The sequence below is a fragment of the Aestuariivirga sp. genome (genome assembly GCF_965227715.1).
Classification (GTDB): Bacteria; Pseudomonadota; Alphaproteobacteria; order Rhizobiales; family Aestuariivirgaceae; genus Aestuariivirga.
The window spans coordinates 3,360,893-3,380,555 of record NZ_OZ245771.1 but is presented as its reverse complement, the minus strand read 5'-3'; the positions used below and the strand labels follow the sequence as shown (position 1 = coordinate 3,380,555).

Sequence of the window (19,663 nt, the reverse complement as noted above, 5' to 3'; positions counted from 1 at the left end):
CTGTCACCGCCCCAAATAGACTTCGATCACGCGGGGCTCGGCACTCACCGTTTCCAGCGAACCTTCGGCCAGCACGGAGCCTTCATGCAGCACCGTCACTTTCACATCGAGCGCACGCACGAAAGACATGTCATGCTCCACCACGACCACGGCCTTCTTGCCTGCGATGCGCTTGAGAAGCCGGGCCGTCTCGGCGGTCTCCTCATCCGTCATGCCTGCCGCGGGCTCATCCACCAGCAGCAGCTTCGGTTCCTGCGCGAGCAGCATGCCGATCTCCAGCCACTGCTTCTGTCCATGGCTCAGATGCGCCGCAAGCCGCGCGGCCTCAGAGGTGAGGCCCACAATGTCCAGCACCTCTTCGATCCTGGCTTTCTCCGGTGGGGACAGCTTGTGGAACAGGCTTTCGACCACGCCGCGGTGGCCCGCGAGTGCGAGTTCCACATTGTCCCATACCGTGTGGCTTTCAAAAACCGAGGGGCGCTGGAACTTGCGGCCGATGCCGAGCCGCGCAATATCCGCTTCGTCGCGTGTGAGGAGATCAATCGATTCGCCGAACAGCGCCTCGCCCGAGTCCGGCCGGGTCTTGCCGGTGACCACGTCCATCATGGTGGTCTTGCCCGCGCCATTGGGGCCGATGATGGCGCGCATCTCGCCCTCGCCGATGATGAGGGAGAGATTGTTCAGCGCCTTGAAGCCATCGAGCTGACCGTGATGCCATCGAGATAGAGAATGCTGCCCTGCTTGCTCATTCCGCTGCCGCTGCCTCCATGGGGGCCGCCGGCGAAGGTTGTGGCTTGGACGGCTTGGCGCGTGGCCACCGCGCCAGCCAATCGCTGAGTGTTCCCACAATACCCTTGGGCAGGAACAGCGTGACGCAGACGAAGAGCCCGCCCAGCACCAGAAGCCACATGTCCGGGAAGGCGCCGGTGAAATAGGTCTTGCCCGCATTGACGGTGAAAGCACCGATGATCGGGCCGATCAGCGTGCCGCGCCCGCCGACTGCCGTCCAGATCACGATCTCGATCGAGTTGCCGGGCGAGAACTCCCCAGGGTTGATGATGCCGACCTGCGGCACATAGAGTGCGCCCGCAACACCCGCCATGACGGCGGAGAGCGTGAAGGCGAAGAGCTTCACATGCTCCACCCGGTAGCCCATGAAGCGCGTGCGGCTTTCGGCATCGCGCACCGCCACCATCACCTTGCCGAGGCGCGAACGCACCACGAAATGCAGCATCAGCAGGAAGGCCGCAAGGATCAGGGCCGTGGCCGCAAACAGCGCGGCGCGGGTTTCCTGCGCCTGAATGTTGAAGCCCAGAATATCCTTGAAGTCTGTGAGGCCATTATTGCCGCCGAAGCCCATGTCATTGCGGAAGAAGGCGAGGAGCAGCGCATAGGTGAGCGCCTGGGTGATGATCGAGAGATAGACACCGGTGACGCGCGAGCGGAAGGCGAACCAGCCGAACACAAAGGCCAGGAGCCCTGGCACCACCATGACCATGATTGCGGCGAACCAGAACATGTCGAAACCATACCAATACCAGGGCAGTTCCTTCCAGTTCAGGAACACCATGAAATCCGGGAGCACCGGATTGGCATAAACCCCGCGCGCGCCGATCTGGCGCATCAGATACATGCCCATGGCATAGCCGCCGAGCGCGAAAAAGGCACCGTGGCCGAGCGAGAGAATGCCGCAATAGCCCCAGGCCAGATCGAGTGCGAGCGCCAGAATGGCGAAGCACAGATATTTGCCCAGGAGCGGCACCAGATAATCCGGAATGTGGAGGGCCGATTCCGCCGGCACCACAAGGTTCAGAACCGGCACCAGCAGTGCAAGTGCGGCGATGATGGCGGCGGTGATGTATATGAGACGGCTCATGCGTCAACAAACCTGCCCTTGAGCGCGAAAAGGCCGCGCGGCCGCTTCTGGATGAAGAGGATGATGAAGACGAGTACCAGGATCTTCCCCAGTACGGCCCCCGCAAAGGGCTCCAGCAGCTTGTTGATGATGCCGAGTGTCATTGAGGCCACCAGCGTTCCCCATAGATTGCCCACGCCGCCGAACACGACAACCATGAAGCTGTCGATCGAATAGCCCTGGCCCAGATCGGGCGAGACATTGTCGATCTGCGACAATCCCACGCCGGCAATGCCTGCAATGCCGGAACCCACGGCAAAGGTGAGTGCGCCGATCCATGGGGTGCGGATGCCGATGGCCGAGGCCATGCGCCGGTTCTGCATGACGGCGCGCACCTGCAGGCCGAACCACGTCTTGTTCATCAGGACATAGAGGCCCGCAAAAACCGCGAAGGAGAAAATGACAAGCCACAGCCTGCTGTAGGTGATCGACATCTGCCCCAGTTCAAACGCACCCGAGGCCCAGGAGGGGTTTCCGACTTCCCGGTTGGTGGGCCCGAAGATCATGCGCACTGTCTGCTGCAGGATGAGGGACACGCCCCATGTGGCAAGCAGCGTTTCCAGCGGGCGGCCGTAAAGCGGGCGGATGACGATGCGCTCGATCAGCATGCCCATGGCGGCCGCCACCAGAAAGGCGAGCGGCAATGCGATGAGGAGCGAAACATCGAAGAGGCCTGGTGCTGAAGTGCGGATCACCTCCTGCACCACGAAGGTGGTATAGGCGCCCAGCATCACCATCTCGCCATGGGCCATGTTGATGACGCCCATGACGCCGAAGGTGATGGCAAGCCCGATCGCCGCCAGTAGCAGAACGGAACCCAGCGAAATGCCATACCAGACATTCTGCAACACGTTCCAATAGGCGAGATTGGTCTGGATCCCCGCAACAGCCTTCCGCGCGGCGTCGGCCACGGGGCCTGTGCCCTGCGCGGCGACCGAGAGAACGGGGAGCACGTCCCGGTTGCCGCTGTCCGCCAGCAGGCTGATGGCGGCGAGCTTCACATCATCCGGCTTGTCAGAGGCGAGAATGGCCGCCGCCCTGGCGCGCTCGAGCGCGGTCTTGACGGCGGGGACCGTTTCCTTCGCCAGCGCATCTTCAAGGGCCGGAAGGGAGGCAGCATCCCCGGACTTGAACACTTCCTGCGCCGCCGCAAGCCGCTTTGCGGCGTCAGGACTTGCAAGGTCAGAACCGCCCGCCGTGGCCTTGATCAGACGCCGCAGCGCATTGTTGATCTTGATCTTCGAAAGGTCATCCTTTGCCGCCTCGCCGGCAGCAGTACCCGTCACCGGATCGGTGAGCTGATAGGCGCCGTCCCCAGCCTTGGCTATATAGACCTGATTGTCGGATTTCCGCAGATAGAGATTGCCCTCGCCCAGCGCGTCCAGAACCTTCTGGGGAGCTTCGCCAGGCTCCGCCGCCACAGCTTTGATCGCCTGCTCGAGGCCTGCAAGCTTGGCCTGGCCAAGCGCATTCACTGCGGCGCGCAGATCGGCCATGGCAGGCGCTGCCGAAAGGAACAGGATCAGGAGTGTCGCGATCAGGCGCCGCATGGGCGTTCTCCAAGCATGTCTTTCCTCTCCCCCGCGCAAGCGGGGGAGAGGGAGAAGGTGGAATGGGCGGCTTCAGCTCACGCGCCGCCGCACTTGCCTGTGACGGTGTTGAAGTTGCCGCAGGACATGGGTGCACGCCAATCCGAGATGAGCGGCTTCGATTCCGGCAGGAAGTCTGACCATTCATCGCCGACGACGAGGCCCGGCGTCGACCACACGATGTCAAACTGGCCGTTCTCCTGCACTTCCCCGATCAGCACCGGCTTGGTGATGTGATGGTTCGGCATCATGGTGGAGAAGCCGCCCGAGAGGTTCGGCACGGAAATGCCGATCAGCGCGTCGATCACCTTGTCGGGGTCTGTGGTGCCGGCCTTCTCGACAGCCTTCACCCACATGTTGAAGCCGATGTAATGCGCTTCCATCGGATCATTGGTGACGCGCTTGTCATTCTTGGTGAAGGCCTTCCACTTCTTGATGAAGTCGGCATTCTCCGGCGTATCAACGGACTGGAAGTAATTCCAGGCGGCGAGATGGCCCACGAGCGGGCCTGTATCGATGCCCGCCAGCTCTTCTTCGCCCACGGAGAAGGCGACGACCGGGATATCCTCGGCCGAGACTCCCTGGTTCGCGAGCTCCTTGTAGAAGGGCACGTTCGCATCGCCATTGATGGTGGAGACCACAGCCGTCTTCTTGCCTGCGGAGCCGAACTTCTTGATGTCGGACACGATCGTCTGCCAGTCGGAATGGCCAAACGGCGTGTAGTTGATCATGATGTCTTCCTCGGCCACGCCATTGGCCTTGAGGTAGGCTTCGAGGATCTTGTTGGTTGTGCGCGGATAGACATAATCCGTGCCGGCCAGCACCCAGCGCTGCACCTTTTCATTCGCCATCAGGTAATCGACGGCGGGAATGGCCTGCTGGTTGGGGGCAGCGCCCGTGTAGAACACGTTGCGCTCTGATTCCTCGCCCTCATACTGGACGGGGTAGAACAGGATGCTGTCCAGCTCCTTGAACACCGGCAGAACCGACTTGCGCGACACGCTGGTCCAGCAGCCGAACACGGCCGCCACCTTGTCCACCGCGATCAGCTCGCGCGCCTTTTCGGCAAACAGCGGCCAGTCGGATGCAGGGTCGACGACCACGGCTTCGAGCTTCTTACCGAGGAGCCCACCCTTGGCATTCTGCTCCTCGATGAGCATGAGCATCACGTCTTTCAGCGTCGTCTCCGAAATCGCCATGGTGCCCGACAGGGAGTGGAGCACGCCCACCTTGATCGTATCATCGGCGGCGCGCGCCATGCTGATACCGCCAAAGGCAGCGCCGAACGCCACACCAGCTGCCGCCTTTACCAAACCTCTCCGTGTCAATGACATGTCTGTTCCCTCCGTGGACTGTTGTTGCTTTTGTCCGGAGGACCTCTTCGCAACCGCCGTGCCAGTTGGCCGTGCAACTGGAAGATTCAACTTATCAAGCTGATTCAGCTTCGTTAAAATCAACGGCCTGCGCATTTTCTCATCAATGAGATGCGCGGCTTCCTGCTCAATTCATAAACAAGCTACTGTTTGCAGCATAAATTTTAATCGCTTATCAGGACGCATTGCCTTCACAATCGCGGTGTTTGATCTGGATCAGACCCGGGCGGCGCGCGGTGCGGTGTTATGAGGCGAAGGTGGCCGCCCGATCCGGTGGCCGGAGAAGGTTTATCGATGACTGATCATGTATCCCGCCAGTTCGAGACGCTTGACAGGGCACAGCGGGCGGCACTTGCAAAGCTGACACAGGGTGTTTCCCCCTATGCCATTGCCGCCGCCTGCCTCGACTGGACGGTTCATTTCGCCATGTCACCGGGCGTGCAGGCGGATCTGATGCTGCGGGCGGCAGACAACGCGAAGAAGCTTTCGCTCTATGCGGCGGCCCGCATGGCCGGCGACAGGCCGGAGCCGCCCTTTCCGGCGAATGGCTGGACCAGCTTCCAGGAGGATCCGTTGTGGTCCGAACTGCCGCTGGACCTGCTGCGGCAATGGCACCTTGGCCTCTCCCAGCTCGCCTCTTTCGCGGCTCAGGCGCCGCGCGGCATGGAAACGGTGGATCAGACGCGCGTGAACTTCATGACCCGTCAGCTGATGGATGCGCTGGCCCCATGGAGCAACCCCGTCCTCAACCCGGATATCTGGCAGCACACGCTGAAGGAAGGTGGCGCAAACCTGCTCCGCGGCGTCCAGAATTTCGCGGAGGATGCGCTTCGCGAAACAAGCGGCAAGCTGCCGGTGGGCGCGGAGGCGTTCAAGATCGGCGAAACCATCGCCGCCTCACGGGGGAAGGTGGTGTTCCGCAACCATCTGATGGAGCTGCTCTGCTACAGCCCTGCCACGGATGCCGTGCGGGCGGAACCCGTGCTGCTGGTGCCAGCCTGGATCATGAAATTCTATATTCTCGATCTTTCGCACCACAACTCCCTGGTGCGGTTTCTGACGGAACGCGGGCACACCGTCTTCATGGTGAGCTGGCGAAACCCCACCGAGGCTGACCGGGACATCCGCTTCGACGATTACCGGACGGACGGCGTTATGGCAGCCCTGAACGAGATCTCCCGCCTCATGCCGGAACGCGCCATCCATGCCTGCGGCTATTGCCTGGGCGGCACGATCCTGGCGATTGCCGCAGCCACCATGGCGCGCGATGGCGACAAGCGCCTCGCAACACTTTCGCTGCTCGCAGCACAAACGGATTTTTCCGAGGCAGGAGACCTGATGCTGTTCGTGGATGACAGCCAGGTCGCCTTCCTGGAAGACATGATGTGGGATCAGGGCGTGCTCGACACGCGCCAGATGGCGGGCGCCTTCCGGCTGCTCCGCTCCAATGACCTGATCGTCGCTCCCTTCATCCGCGAGTATATTCTGGGCGAGCGCGAGCCGATGACGGATCTGATGGCCTGGAACGCGGATCAAACACGCATGCCCTATCTCATGCACGCGCAGTATCTCCGCAGCCTGTTCCTGGAAAACCGGCTTACCGCCGGGCGCTATGCCGTGGAGGGCAAGGTCATCGCACTGCGCGACATTGATGCGCCGGTTTTCCTGGTGGGCACCGAGAAGGACCACATCGCGCCCTGGCAATCGGTCTATAAGTTCCGGCTGTTCGCGGATACCGAGGTGACCTTCGTGCTCACCAGCGGTGGGCACAATGCCGGAATCGTCAGCGAGCCGGGCCACGCGCACCGCTCCTACCGGATCGGCACCTCGCACCATGACGACAAATATTCTGACCCGGAAAGCTGGGCGCGCGCCGCCGAGCTACGCGAAGGATCCTGGTGGCTGGCCTGGGCGGACTGGCTCGCGGCCAGGAGCTCGTCGGAAATGACAACGCCACCCCTCTGGGAGGCGATGCCGGATCTGGGTCCCGCACCGGGGACCTACGTGTACAGCTGACGCTTCTCGATGGACTTGAGCGCCTGGGCAAGGCGGGAGGCCCAGCTGGCAGCGCCTTCATCATCTGCGATCAGGTCCTGGCGGATCTCGACCAGCACGGCATCGAGCCCGCGGGCTTCGCCATGCACCGGCACGGTGTAGTCGCTCTCATCGTCAATGGCATAGGGCTCGTTCTCGGCAATGGCGGAGGAAGCGCCACCCAGCGCTTCCGCCAGCGCGTGCCCGAAAACCCGTGCGCGGCGGTAGAGGATGCCGGCCTGCCAGGGCCTGACGAAGCCCTTGAACACCGGCGTGAAGCTGTGAATGCCGATCACCGTGCTTTGAACCCCTGCCGCCTGGCGCGCATCCAGCAGATGCCCGACAGCGGCTTGGAACGGATCGAAATAGGCGCTGATGCGACGTGCGCGTTCCGCCTCGCTCAAGCCCCGGTTTCCGGGGATGGACGTGGTTTCGCTGATCTCTGGAATGGCGGTTTCGCTGTGGGGCGGCCGGTTGAGATCGATCAGCAGGCGCGAATAGCCGGCCAGCACCAGCGGCGCATCGAGCGTGGCGGACAGGCATGTGGCCACCTGCGCGGCACCAATGTCCCACGCGATGTGGCGTGCGAGGTCATGGTCACCAAGCCCCAACCCACGATAGGCCGCGGGGATGAAGCGCGAGGCATGCTCGCACAAAAGAACATAAGGTGAGGCCCCCGTCTCGTTCAGAACGCGCACTGGCGGCGGCAGATGCTCGGGCGCGTCCATCAATAGATCACCGCATAGCGGTGGCACATCGCATCATCGAGCGTATCGCCCGCAAGCGTCATCTCCATGCGTTTCATGCCGGTATAGGTCTCGACGGCCACTGGCGCGAACCAGCCGCAGACGGTGGCATCCGCCAGCAGGGTTTCAAGCGCCTCGGACAGCGACTGCGGCAGGCGCTTCAGGCCCAGCGCTTGCCGCTCCGCCTCGGCCAGAAGCGCCGGGTCCCCTGAGAACAGCGGCGGGGGGCTGAGCTTGCTGCGAATGCCTTCAAGCCCTGCCCGCACCAGAACCCCCAGCGCCAGGTGCGGACAGGAGGTCGCATCGGCGGGACGGTATTCGATGTTGAAGGCCTTGGCAGGATCGGCCCCGCCGATCCGGTTCACCGGGCAGATGCGCAGGCTCGCCTCGCGGTCCCTGTCACCGAACCAGGTATAGCTCGAACTCCAGTGATGGGGCTGAAGCCTCAGGTAGGAGATGGGGCTCGGCGCCGTGAAGGCGCAGAGGGCGGGAAGATGACGCAAAATGCCGGCAACGAAGCTTCCGGCAACCGCGGACACGCCACCCGGCTGCGCGGCATCGTAAGTGGCGGGCGCACCCTTGGCATCTCGGAAGGAGAAGTGGATGTGAACACCGTTCCCCACCCCATCGACGGCCGTCTTGGGCGCGAAGGAACACTGCCAGCCGCGGTTTCGGGAGAGTTCACGCACGGTTTCGCGCAACAGCACCGCGCGGTCTGCCGCAGCAAGGGCGGCAGCGGGCGCAAGCGTGATCTCGAACTGGTCTTTTCCATATTCGGCGATGAACACTTCAGGCTCAACACCTGCGCTGCGCAGCGCCGCCATGAGGGCGGGCCCGAAGGGGTCCGCCCGGCGCAGCGCCTGGAGCGCAAAGGCCGGGGCCGCGGGCCAGCCCGCATTGAGGATCTGGAACTCATGCTCGAAGGAGGCCATGAGGCTGAGGCCGGTTTCGGTTTCGAGGTCGCGTAACGCCTGTTTCAGAAAGCTGCGCGGACAGCAGACCCAGGGCGTGCCGTCGAGTTCGACAATGTCGCTCATCACGATGTCGAGCGGCGTCGCCGAGCCTTCGATGCTGAATTGAAAGCGCGCGTCATCGTCAGGCAAGAGGCGCAGGTCGCCAGAGGAGCCCCAGGGGTTTGGATCTGCGATGAGATCGAAGGGGGTGAGCGACATGTTGGCCGGAACCCAGCCCAGGCTTTTCCCCTTCCCCGGCGCATAGCTCGACGACGCTATGGAGCGCCCGCGCGTGATTCCGGCATAGTCCGTGGTCACGAAGCTGATGAGTGGCTCACGTTCGGGCTGGGCCGCACTCATGCGGCGGCCTGCGTGATGGCGTTGATGCGCGAGACCACGGTATCCGTGTCCGTTACCCAGCAATAGCCGCCATAGGCCTTGAGCGCCGTATCATGCCGCTCCTGCGTATAGGTGGCAGACGCATCGCCCGGCACGGAGACGAGGTAGCCGCGGTCCGCGGCATCGCGCACGGCCATGTCCACGCACTGGTCCGTCACCACGCCCGCGACGATCAGGTACCGGATGCCGAGGTTTCTCAAGACGTAGTCGATGTTGGTGGAGTTGAAGACGCCGGAGGATGTCTTGGGCAGCACGATCTCGTTGCGGATGGGGGAGAGCTCGTCGATGGGCGGCGCCAGCGGGTGGCCCTTGGGCACCAGAAGGTCGGAGAGCTTGTGGTCGAGCGAAGCATCGCGGCAATCCTCCGTCAGCGCCTCGATGATGGTGTGCATCACCTGAACCCCTTTGGCGCGTGCCGCCGCAAGTATCCGCACCTGATTGGGGATCACCGTCTCCCGCAGGCGGTGGAAGTAGTAATGCTCCGCATTCATCTCCGGGTGCGCGGGGTCGAGGCCGGGCAGGCAGAACATCTTCTGCATGTCCACGAACAGCACGGCTGTTTCGCCTGCCTTGTAATGTGCCTCGCGCTTGTCTGGCTTGCTCATGAACCCTTCTTCCTCATTCTGCGCTTGTGTGGTTCGGATGCGGGCGAAGCGCCCAGCGTGACGTGATGATCATTGCGCACCTCTTCCAGCATCGCCGCGCGGCTGCGCCAGTCCGGCCCCAGCCGTTCGGCAACGCCTACGGCCACAGCCTCCACCTGCAGAAGCGGCGTCACCAGCGTATCGAAGGGCGAAGACGTGGCGGTGGGCGCGGTGATGATGACCTCCGCGAATTCGGCGATGGGCGACATCCACTGATCGGTGAACAGGATCACATGCGTGCCGCGCGCTTTGGCGAGAGCCGCAAAGCGCACCACATCCGTCTGGTAGCGCCGATAGTCGAAGACGGCGAGCACATGGCGCTTGTCGAGCGAGGCGAGTTCGTCCACCAGATCGGCCCCGGTGCCGTCGAGCAGCACCGTGCCCTCGCGCATGTGGTGAAGGCAGCGCTGCAGGATGCCGGCCAGAAAGCGGCTGAAGCGCCCACCGAGGCACAAGACCCTCATGCGCGGGTCTGTGAGAAGGGCCACCGCACGTTCATAATCCGCTGTTGCCGTTTCGCGCGCCACGGCCTCGCACTGGGAAAGCGTGTCCGCGAGGAAGGATTGATACGCATTCGGCTTGCGCCGGGACGGGGATGCGGCTGGGAGCGTCAGCGGCGAACGCATATGCGCCTCGACCTCCGCCAGCAGCGCCTCCTGCATCTCGGCGAAACCTTCGAAATCCAGCCGCTGCGCCAGGCGCAGAACCGTAGGATCACTTACGCCTGCCTGCTTCGCAAGTTTCGAGACGGTGGTGAGGCCTGCTGCCGGATAATTCGCCAGCAGCACCCGCACGGCCTTCATCTCCGAGTTGGAGAAATTCCGGTTGGGCTCCAGCAACCGCTCACGCACGCTGCGCCGCCGCTTTGCGGCGGAGCTCTCACGCAGGGTTGTGATCTCGGTGCTCGACATGGCGGAAAGAACTTCGGTGGCGATGTGGAATTCATTACAACAACTGCGTAGCTCTGCGCAAACTGAAACAAATATTGACACCTCCTGAGAGCAGCGTGTTAGGCTCCGGCTCGCACAGACCAAGGACAATCGATGCTCCCCTGGACCGGAGTTCCACCACGCGCCTGGACCAGCGCCCTGCTGCTGATCGCAGCCGTCGGCGGGCTGGCGCTTGCCGTGTCCTGGGCCTTCGGCAACACGGGCCTCAACATCGCAACCCTCGTTCTGCTGCAGATCGCGGCGGTGCTGGCGCTGGCGACCTTCAGCGGAAACTCAGGCATCGTCTCCTTCGGCCACTCCGCCTTCATGGGCGTTGGCGCCTATGTCTTCGGCGTGCTCACCATGCCGAAGGCGATCCAGGCTTCGGCCCTCCCCAACCTGCCGCAGTGGCTCCAGGGCCATCAGCTGTCGCTCGCTGCAGCGCTCCTTGTGGTGGTCGCGGTGGGCGTGGTCCTCGGCATTCTCTCAGGGTTCCCGCTGGCAAGGCTCTCGACCGGCTCTGCGGCGATCGGCACGCTAGCCTTTCTCATCATCATCCATGTGACGCTCATAGGCGCAAGGGACTTCACCCGCGGCAGCCAGACGTTCTATGGCGTGCCGCGCCTGACCACGGTCTATGTGGCCTTCGCCGCCGCTGCTGCCTTCATCCTGATTGCGCGCATCCTGCGCGAGACGCCGCTGGGCCTCAGGCTGCGCGCCGCGCGGGAAAATGAAGTGGCCGCAGCAGCGTCCGGCGTCAACGTGCGCCTGTCCCGGCACCAGGGCTGGGCCCTGAGCATCACCATGAGTGTGCTGATCGGCGCGCTCTATGGCAGTTTCCTCGGGGCGTTCTCGCCCAAGGATTTCTATTTCGACCTGATCTTCACGCTGATTGCCATGCTGATCGTGGGCGGCATGCTGACGGTGAGTGGTGCTGTTGCCGGCACCATCCTCCTTGCGGGCGTTGTCCAGATCCTGCGCCAGGCGGAAACGGGCGTGAACCTCGGATTCTTTCATCTGCCCGGCGTCTTCGGCCTGCCGCAGCTTGGCATGGGGCTGGCATTGCTGCTGACCATCTGGCGCCGGCCGCTCGGGCTGATGGGGCTGACCGAGATCGGCCCCGACTGGCCACGCCGCAAAGCGGAAGCTGCCGCCCTGGCCACACCTCACATCTCGGGCACCGCCGCCGCCCTCGAGGTCAGATCCATCACCATGCGGTTTGGCGGGCTTGTGGCGCTCGATGACATCAGCTTCGCGGTGCCGCCCCGCCAGGTGACGGGCCTGATCGGCCCCAATGGCGCGGGCAAGACCACGCTCATCAACATCATCTGCGGTCAGACGAGGCCCAGCTCGGGCCAGATCGTGATCGGTGGCGAAACGATGACGGGTGAAGCGCCGCACCACGTGGCGGTCGCTGGCCTCGGCCGCACCTTCCAGAACATCCGCCTTTTTGACCGGATGACGGCGCTGGAGAACGTCGCCGTGGCGGCACTCTCAAAGGGCCATGATGCGGCAAAGGCGCGCCAGATCGCGCTGGCGGAGCTCACGCGCCTGGGCCTCGGCGAGCGCGCCGAAGACCTCGCCGGCTCCTTTGCCTATGGTGACCGGCGGCGGCTCGAGATTGCCCGCGCCTTGGCGCTCGCACCCAAATTCCTGCTGCTCGACGAGCCTGCCGCGGGCATGAACCCGGCGGAGACCGACGCGCTGATCCAGGTTCTCGCCACCATCCGCGCCGAGCACGAGATCGGGCTTTTGGTGGTGGAGCACGACATGCGGCTCATCATGCGGCTCTCTGACCGCATGGTGGTGCTGAACAAGGGCCAGAAGATCGCCGAGGGCACGCCGCAACAGATCCGCAGCGACCCCAAGGTGATCGAGGCCTATATCGGAACCAGACGAACGGCACACTGACAGAAACAAGGAGGAAGCGCCTATGAATACTTTCCGTTTCGCCATGCTCGCAGGGGTCATGACCCTCTCCGGCTTTGCTTCGGCCGCACAGGCTGAAGACATCGTCATCGGCCTCGCCACTGCCCAGACGGGCGGCCTTGCTTACGCTGACCAGCCCTCGCTTGCGGGCTTCAAGATGGCTGTCGACGAGATCAATGCCAAAGGAGGTCTTGGTGGCAAATACAAGGTAACGCTCGATATCAAGGACACCCGCACCGATACGGCGACGACGGTGCAGGCCGCGCAGGAGCTGGTGGCCGCAGGCGTGAAGGTCCTGATCACGCCTTGCGACGCAGATCCCTCGATTGCGGCAGGCCAGATCAGCCAGCCGGCCCAGATCCCCACTCTCACCTTCTGCGGCACGACGCCCACCATCACCGAAGCCGTGGGCGATTATATGTTCGGCACCTATCCGGCCGACAACGGCCAGGCGACGCTGCTTGCCGATTTCGCCATGCAGAAGGGATACAAGACCGCATATGTTCTGAAATCGCCCGACAGCGCCTATACGCTGCGGCTGCCTGAATATTTCGCCGAAGTGTTCAAGAAGAAGGGCGGCACCTTGGTGGGCGAAGGCAGCTACACCATGGGCCAGCAAGACTTTGCCGCCGAGGTCACCAAGATCAAGGCGCTGAACCCGCAGCCGGACGTGATCATGACCGCCGCCTACGAGCCCGATTTCCCCGCCTTCCTGCAGCAGCTGCGCGGTGCCGGCGTCACCGCCCCGGTGCTGGGGTCTGATGGCATCGACAGCCCGACGACGACGGGCCTCGGCGACATCGCCAACGGCATCGTGCACACGACCGCGGGCTTCCCCACGGAAGGCTCGAAGCTCGCCGCCTTCTACGACAAGTTCAAGGCCGCCACGGGTGCGGCGCCTGAAACCGTCTATGTCGCAACCGGCTATGAGATTCCCTATATCCTCGATGCCGCAGTGACGGCCGCGGGTTCGGTGGATGGACCGGCCCTGCGCGATGCACTTGCCAATCTCAAGGACGTCGAAGTGCTGACCGGCAAGGTCACCTATGCCGGCACCAACCGCATGCCCATTCGGGACATCACGCTGGTCGAGATCGAGGGCGGCAAGCGCAAGCTCGTGCTCACCGCCATGCCCGATCCGGCGGATGTGCCGAAGCCCTGAGGCGCATGCAGGCGATGACGCGAAGGACGCCCGATGCTTGAGGTTCAGAACCTGAAGGTGAGGTATGGAGAGGTGGCGGCCATCAAAGGCATCAGCCTCTCCGTGCCACAGGGCGCCATCGTGGTGCTGCTGGGTGCCAATGGCGCGGGCAAGAGCTCGACTCTCAATGCGATAGCCGGGCTCATTCCCTCTTCCGGCGCCATCGCATTCGAGGGCCGGACGCTGTCCGGCCAGCCGGCAGAGGACATCGTGAAGCTGGGCATCGCGCTGACGCCGGAAGGCCGGCGCGTTTTCCCGTCTCTGTCGGTGGCCGACAATCTGCATCTGGGCGGCGCGGCCCATGCCAAGGGCGATGAACTGAAACGCCGCACCGAGGCGGAACTCGACCGCTTCCCCATCCTGCGCGAACGCTTTCACCAGAAGGCGGGGCTTCTCTCAGGGGGCGAGCAGCAGATGCTCGCCATTGCCCGCTCGCTGATGGCGGGGCCGCGCCTGCTTCTGCTGGATGAGCCATCTCTGGGCCTGGCCCCTTTGATCGTGGACAAGGTCTTCGACCTCATCGCCGGGCTCAAGCAGAAGGGCCTCACCATTCTCCTGGTCGAGCAGAATGCCGAGCGCGCGCTTGAAATTGCCGATCACGGCTATGTTCTGCAAACCGGGCAGATCGTGCTCGAAGGAACAGGCCCAGAACTGGCGCGGAGTGATCTCGTCAAGCAAGCCTATCTCGCGGAGTAGCAACATGGACGTGTTTCTGCAGCAGATCGTCAATGCCGTGAGCTTAGGGGGCATCTATGCGCTGCTGGCGCTGGGGCTTGCCGTCGTCTTTTCCATCGTCTCGCTCATCAACTTTGCCCATGGCGAGCTGATGACGGTTGCGGGCTATGGCATGTTCTTCGCGGCCTCCGTGTCGCTGCCTTTTCCCTTTGCGGTGGCCTGCGCGGTGCTGTTTGCGGTGATTGCCGCCCTGCTGACGGAGCGCTTCGCCTTTCGCCCCATGCGCAAGGCGGATGTGACGGGGCTGCTGCTGACGAGCTTTGCCGTCTCCGCCATTCTCCGCGTGCTGTTCCAGAACGTGATCTCGGCCAGGCCCAAGCCCGTGCCCCTGCCCTCGGGCTTTGCGGGCGTCGTGGACTTCGGGGTGCTCCATGTCGGCATCGTTCCGCTGCTGTCCATCGTCATGACGGCGTTGTCTTTGACGGTGCTGACGCTCTTTCTCAACCGCACCACGCTGGGGAAAGCCATGCGCGCCGCGGCCGAGGATTTCCAGGTGCTGCGCCTCATGGGCATCAAGGCGAACCGGGTGATCGCGGTTGCCTTCGCCGTATCGGGCGCGCTCGCAGGTGTTGCCGCCGTGCTGTGGATCGCGCAGCGCGGATCGGTCGACCCACTGATGGGCTTCGTGCCGGTGCTGAAGGCCTTCGTGGCCGCCGTTATCGGGGGCCTGGGCTCGCTCACCGGAGCCGTAGCCGGGGGCTTTGCGCTCGGCATTTTGGAGGTGCTGTTCCAGGCCTTCCTGCCCGATGCCGCACTGCCCTTCCGCGATGCCTTCGTGCTGGGCTTTGTGATCCTTATCCTGATCTGGCGTCCGGACGGATTGATCCCCGCGCCCGTGGCAAGGCGCAGCTGATGGCGGGGGCAAACTCCCTCTACGCGCGGGACGCCAGTGCCATCGCCGGGTTGCAGAAGCTGCGCTTCTTTCCGCTGGCACTCGAAAGCGGCGCGGGCGCTTATGTGGTGGATGACGAGGGCCGCAGACTCCTGGACCTCTCCGCCGCCTGGGGTGCAGCAAGCCTGGGCTATGGACACCCGGCAATTGTGGAGGCCGTCTGCCATGCAGTGAGCGCTCCGGCAGGTGCCAGCATTCTCTCCGCCACGCATCGCGGTGCCGTGGAATTGGCGGAGGCGATCCTCGTCACCCTGCCGGAACTCCCCGATCATTGCGTCTGGTTCGGCCATTCGGGGTCTGATGCCAATGAGACGGCCTTCCGCGCCATTGCCGCGGCAACGGGGCGGAGGCGCGTCATCGCCTTCCGCGGCGCCTATCATGGCGGCACGGCGGGCTCCATGGCGATATCGGGCCATGCCGTCCAGTCCCACGCGGCGCGTGCCGAAGGCCTGACGCTGATCTCCTATCCCAACCCCTATCATGGCGAGGATGGCGAGGCGGTGCTGGCGGGTCTCGCACAGCAATTCGAAACCACCCTGCCACCGCAGGAGGTGGGGGCGCTGTTCATCGAGCCGATCCAGTCGGATGGCGGCTTCATCGTTCCGCCGCCGGGCTTCCTGAAGCGCCTGGTGGAGATGTGCCGGGCTCACGGCATTCTGATCGTGTCGGATGAGGTGAAGGTGGGGCTCGCCCGCACCGGCCTCATGCACTGCTTCCGCCATGAAGGCTTCACGCCGGATTTCGTCTGCCTCGGCAAGGGGCTGGGCGGCGGCATGGCGATTTCGGCGCTCGTGGGTCCCCGCGCCATCATGAACCACGCAACCGCCTTCGCCATGCAGACGCTGCACGGCAACCCCGTCTCCGTTGCTGCTGCAACGGCAGTGCTCAAGACGATTGAAGACGAGAAATTGGCCGGCAATGCCAGTACCGTTGGCCGCTTCTTGCTGGACGGCCTCACGGCCTTGAAGTCCCGCCATCGCATGGTGGGAGACGTGCGCGGCCGCGGGCTGGCAATCGGCATCGAGCTCCTGACTGAAGATCCAGCCGGGAGGCGCGCGGCCAAAACCGTGTTCCGCGCCTGGGAGCTGGGCCTCGTACTCTATTACGTCGGCATCAACTCCAACGTGCTCGAGCTCACCCCACCGCTCATCCTCACTGAAGCCCAGGCATCAGACGCAATCGCCATTCTCGACAGGGCGATTGCCGATGTGGAACAAGGCCTGGTGAGCGATGATGCCATTCGGGATTTTGCGGGCTGGTAGCCCATCCCTCCAAAGGAACCGTGCCTTGAACCAGATCTCCGTATTCGATTCCCCCAAGCCCGCCTTCACCGCAGCTGAAGCACAGGCTCTGCTGAAGCGCGACTATGGCATTGACGGCAGTTTGCGGGAACTGGTGAGCGAGAGGGACCAGAACTTCCTGGTTGATGGCCCGGACGGCCGCTTCGTCCTGAAAATCGCCAATGCGGTGGAGGACCGAAACTTCCTCAGCCTCCAGAACGCCGCGCTGAAACATGTTGCACAGGCGGATCCCGCGCTCGGTGTGCAGCGGCTCATCCCCTCCACCAGCGGTGCGGAACTCTGCACATGGGTGGGGCCTGGAAGCGAGCATGCAGTGCGCCTCCTCTCCTACCTGCCGGGGGAGCTCTTTTCAGCGGCGCCAGCATCACCTGCGCTGCTTGAAAGCCTCGGGCAGTTCATGGGACGGCTTTCCCATGCCCTCAAGGGCTTTGGCCACCCGGCAGCGTTCCGGCCGGGCTTTCTGTGGAACCTCGATGACGCAATGGCGGTCGAGCCCTGGATGGCGGACATCGTGGCCGAGCGGCGCGAGCTGGTGGCGCGCATCTTCGCGCGCTATGAGGCGCGCGTGCTGAAGCACGTATCCCTGCTGCGCGGCGCCGTCATCCACCAGGATGCCAATGACAACAACATCGTGGTCGAGCCCGCCACATCGCAAGTGACAGGCCTCATCGACTTCGGCGACATAACCTTTGGCCGCCAGGTGAATGAGCTGGCCGTAACCCTCGCCTATGCCTTGCTCGATGTGGAGGATGTCTACGCAGCATCCGCACCTCTGATCGCTGCCTATGCGAAGCAGTTTCCGCTGGAGGCCGAAGAGGCGGAGCTGCTGTTCGATCTCATCGCCGCGCGCCTTGCGATGAGCGTGTGCATCTCCTCGCACCGCGCCAAGGATTTTCCCGACAATGACTATCTCCTGATTTCGCAGGGGCCCGCCTTCCGTCTGCTGGAACGGCTCGACAAGACCAACCCTGCCTTCCTCGCGGCATTCGCGCGGCATGCGGCGGGTCTGGCGCCGGTGGAGACCAGCGCCACTGTGACGAACTGGCTCTCCTCTGCCGGCTGCCGCCCGGCACCACTCTTCGCCATCGATCTCAACGCCAGTGGCAGGCTTCTTCTCTCCCTCCAGCAGAATGCTCCGGGCATGGAACATGCGGCGGATCCACAGGCCTATTGGGCCTGGCTTGAGCAGCGCTTCGCGGCAGAGGACGCGCGCTTCGCGATCGGCCTCTATGGGGAAGACCGCGATGTCTACAAGGGCGAGCAGTTCAGGACAGCCGCCTCGCCCGAATGGCGGTCACAGCATCTGGGTCTAGACATCTTCATCGCCGCGGGCACGCCAGTGTTAGCCCCGCTTGCCGGGCGCGTCCTGAGCGTCGTCGATAACGCATTGCCCTTCGACTATGGCCCGACGGTGATCCTCGAGCATCGGGCGGGCGCAGATGGCCCGCTGTTCTGGACGCTCTACGGCCATCTCTCGCGGGAGACGCTGGCGCTGGTGACGGCAGGCCAAGAGATCGCCGCCGGCCAGCAGATCGGCTGGATCGGCAGCCATGACGCGAATGGCGGCTGGGCGCCGCATCTCCATTTCCAGATCATCACCGACAGGCTGGGCCTTACGGGCGAGTTTCCAGGTGTGGGCCAGCCATCACTGTGGCCGGTATGGCGGGCGATTTCGCCCGACCCCAACCTGATCCTGAGGCTGGCGCCCGAAAGCTTCGCTGAAGACAAGACACCGCCGGACATTCTCCTGAAGCGCCGGGCGGAGGTGCTGGGGCCGTCTCTCTCCATCAGCTATAGGCGCAAGCTCAAGATCGTGCGCGGCAAGGGCGCTTATCTCTACGATCACACCGGCCGCGCCTTCCTCGATGGGGTGAACAACATTTGCCATGTCGGGCACAGCCACCCGCATGTGGTGGAAGCGCTCGCGGCCCAGGCCGCCGTGCTGAACACCAACACGCGCTATCTGCATGACACGATCCTCGATTATGCCGACCGGCTCGGAACCTATTTTCCGAAGCCCCTATCGGTTGTCTATTTCGTGTGTTCGGGGTCCGAGGCAAATGAACTGGCCCTGCGCATCGCGCGCACCGTGACCGGGCGGCGCAACACCATCACGCTCGATTGGGGCTACCACGGCAACACCACGGGCCTGATCGATGTGAGCCCCTATAAGTTCAACCGCAAGGGCGGGCGCGGCAAGCCGGACTATGTGGAGATCGCGGAACTGGCGGACCCCTATCGCGGCCGCTTCAAGGGCAAGGGCGAAAACACCGGGATCGCCTATGCGGCATCCGTCGCTGAGCAGATCGAGACGATCCGCGGCAAGACGGGTGAGGGCCCCGCGGCCTTCATCGCGGAAGCAATTTCGGGCTGCGGTGGCCAGGTGTTCTTTCCCGAAGCCTATCTCCGCACCGCCGCCTCGCATGTGCGCAAGGCCGGAGGCCTCGTCATCGTGGACGAAGTGCAGACGGGCTTCGGCCGTGTGGGCCAGCATATGTGGGCGCATGGGCCTCAGGGAATCGTTCCCGATATCGTGACGCTGGGCAAGCCCATCGGCAACGGCCACCCCATGGCGGCCGTCATCACCACGCCCGAGATCGCCAGGGCTTTTGCCAATGGCATGGAATTCTTCTCATCCTTCGGCGGCAACCCCGTCTCCGCTGCCGTGGGCATGGCGGTGCTTGACGTGCTCGAAGGCGAAGGCCTGCAGGAGAAGGCGCGCGTCACCGGTGATCACCTGCTGGCGCGGTTGACGTCCCTGGCGGAGCGCCATTCCATCATCGGCGATGTGCGAGGCCAGGGCCTGTTCCTCGGCGTCGAACTCGTGGAGGACCGGAACAGCCTTGCGCCGGCAACGGAGGAAGCAGGCTTCATCGCCAACCACATGCGCGATCACGGCGTGCTGATCTCGACCGATGGCCCGTTTGACAATGTGCTGAAGATCAAGCCCCCGATGGCCTTCGGCATTCCCGAAGCGGATATCATGGTGGAAGCACTCGATGCCGCGCTGAACGCGCTCTGAG

14 protein-coding genes and 1 pseudogene are annotated in these 19,663 nt (G+C 63.7%); 7 read left to right on the top strand and 8 right to left on the bottom strand.

Annotated features, from left to right (window positions below):
• Positions 1-3: 3 nt before the first annotated feature.
• The 4 genes and pseudogenes from urtD to urtA form a co-directional block, all read right to left on the bottom strand.
• Positions 4-749, bottom strand: a pseudogene (gene urtD, locus ACO06F_RS16025) (urea ABC transporter ATP-binding protein UrtD).
• Entirely contained in the window at positions 746-1,876 is a 1,131-nt protein-coding gene (gene urtC, locus ACO06F_RS16020; protein WP_421693743.1) for an urea ABC transporter permease subunit UrtC, read from the bottom strand. Before urtC ends, urtD begins: the two are co-directional and overlap by 4 nt.
• A complete protein-coding gene (gene urtB, locus ACO06F_RS16015) occupies positions 1,873-3,465 on the bottom strand; it encodes an urea ABC transporter permease subunit UrtB (protein WP_421693742.1) in 1,593 nt (530 codons plus the stop codon). The genes urtC and urtB overlap by 4 nt, the downstream gene beginning before the upstream one ends.
• Before the next feature lie 77 nt (positions 3,466-3,542).
• Positions 3,543-4,832, bottom strand: coding sequence for an urea ABC transporter substrate-binding protein (urtA, locus tag ACO06F_RS16010; RefSeq protein WP_421696701.1), 1,290 nt, complete (start codon positions 4,830-4,832; stop codon positions 3,543-3,545).
• 339 nt (positions 4,833-5,171) lie between these two features.
• On the opposite strand from urtA, the gene ACO06F_RS16005 reads away from it, so the two are divergent.
• On the top strand, positions 5,172-6,893 hold the full coding sequence (locus ACO06F_RS16005; RefSeq protein WP_421693741.1) for a PHA/PHB synthase family protein: 1,722 nt from the start codon (positions 5,172-5,174) through the stop codon (positions 6,891-6,893).
• Here ACO06F_RS16005 and ACO06F_RS16000 read toward each other — a convergent pair.
• From ACO06F_RS16000 to ACO06F_RS15985, 4 genes are read right to left on the bottom strand one after another with little or no spacing between them, the layout of a single operon-like run.
• A complete protein-coding gene (locus tag ACO06F_RS16000; protein WP_421693740.1) occupies positions 6,878-7,639 on the bottom strand; it encodes an N-formylglutamate amidohydrolase in 762 nt (253 codons plus the stop codon). The two genes, ACO06F_RS16005 and ACO06F_RS16000, sit on opposite strands and share 16 nt — an antisense overlap.
• The gene (locus tag ACO06F_RS15995) at positions 7,639-8,970 is read right to left on the bottom strand and encodes a glutamine synthetase (RefSeq protein ID WP_421693739.1); all 1,332 of its coding nucleotides are present in this window, start codon (positions 8,968-8,970) and stop codon (positions 7,639-7,641) included. Before ACO06F_RS15995 ends, ACO06F_RS16000 begins: the two co-directional genes overlap by 1 nt.
• On the bottom strand, positions 8,967-9,614 hold the full coding sequence (locus ACO06F_RS15990) for a cysteine hydrolase family protein (RefSeq protein ID WP_421693738.1): 648 nt from the start codon (positions 9,612-9,614) through the stop codon (positions 8,967-8,969). The genes ACO06F_RS15995 and ACO06F_RS15990 overlap by 4 nt, the downstream gene beginning before the upstream one ends.
• Positions 9,611-10,564, bottom strand: a complete 954-nt coding sequence (locus ACO06F_RS15985; RefSeq protein ID WP_421693737.1) for a MurR/RpiR family transcriptional regulator — start codon at positions 10,562-10,564, stop codon at positions 9,611-9,613. Before ACO06F_RS15985 ends, ACO06F_RS15990 begins: the two co-directional genes overlap by 4 nt.
• Positions 10,565-10,696: 132 nt before the next feature.
• Between ACO06F_RS15985 and ACO06F_RS15980 the strand changes: the two genes are divergently transcribed.
• The 6 genes from ACO06F_RS15980 to ACO06F_RS15955 are packed head-to-tail and all read left to right on the top strand — an operon-like array spanning position 10,697 to position 19,662.
• Positions 10,697-12,493: an ATP-binding cassette domain-containing protein gene (locus ACO06F_RS15980; protein ID WP_421693736.1), complete on the top strand. Its 1,797-nt coding sequence runs from the start codon at positions 10,697-10,699 to the stop codon at positions 12,491-12,493.
• Positions 12,494-12,515: 22 nt separating this feature from the next.
• Complete coding sequence (locus ACO06F_RS15975) at positions 12,516-13,673, top strand: ABC transporter substrate-binding protein (protein WP_421693735.1); 1,158 nt, start codon at positions 12,516-12,518, stop codon at positions 13,671-13,673.
• Positions 13,674-13,706: 33 nt separating this feature from the next.
• The gene (locus tag ACO06F_RS15970) at positions 13,707-14,408 is read left to right on the top strand and encodes an ABC transporter ATP-binding protein (protein WP_421693734.1); all 702 of its coding nucleotides are present in this window, start codon (positions 13,707-13,709) and stop codon (positions 14,406-14,408) included.
• A 4-nt stretch (positions 14,409-14,412) separates the two neighbouring features.
• On the top strand, positions 14,413-15,300 hold the full coding sequence (locus ACO06F_RS15965) for a branched-chain amino acid ABC transporter permease (RefSeq protein WP_421693733.1): 888 nt from the start codon (positions 14,413-14,415) through the stop codon (positions 15,298-15,300).
• Positions 15,300-16,601 carry an aspartate aminotransferase family protein gene (locus ACO06F_RS15960; protein WP_421693732.1) on the top strand — a complete coding sequence of 434 codons (1,302 nt, stop codon included), beginning with the start codon at positions 15,300-15,302 and terminating at the stop codon, positions 16,599-16,601. Before ACO06F_RS15965 ends, ACO06F_RS15960 begins: the two co-directional genes overlap by 1 nt.
• Before the next feature lie 25 nt (positions 16,602-16,626).
• Positions 16,627-19,662 carry an aminotransferase class III-fold pyridoxal phosphate-dependent enzyme gene (locus tag ACO06F_RS15955; RefSeq protein ID WP_421693731.1) on the top strand — a complete coding sequence of 1,012 codons (3,036 nt, stop codon included), beginning with the start codon at positions 16,627-16,629 and terminating at the stop codon, positions 19,660-19,662.
• Position 19,663: the final 1 nt, after the last annotated feature.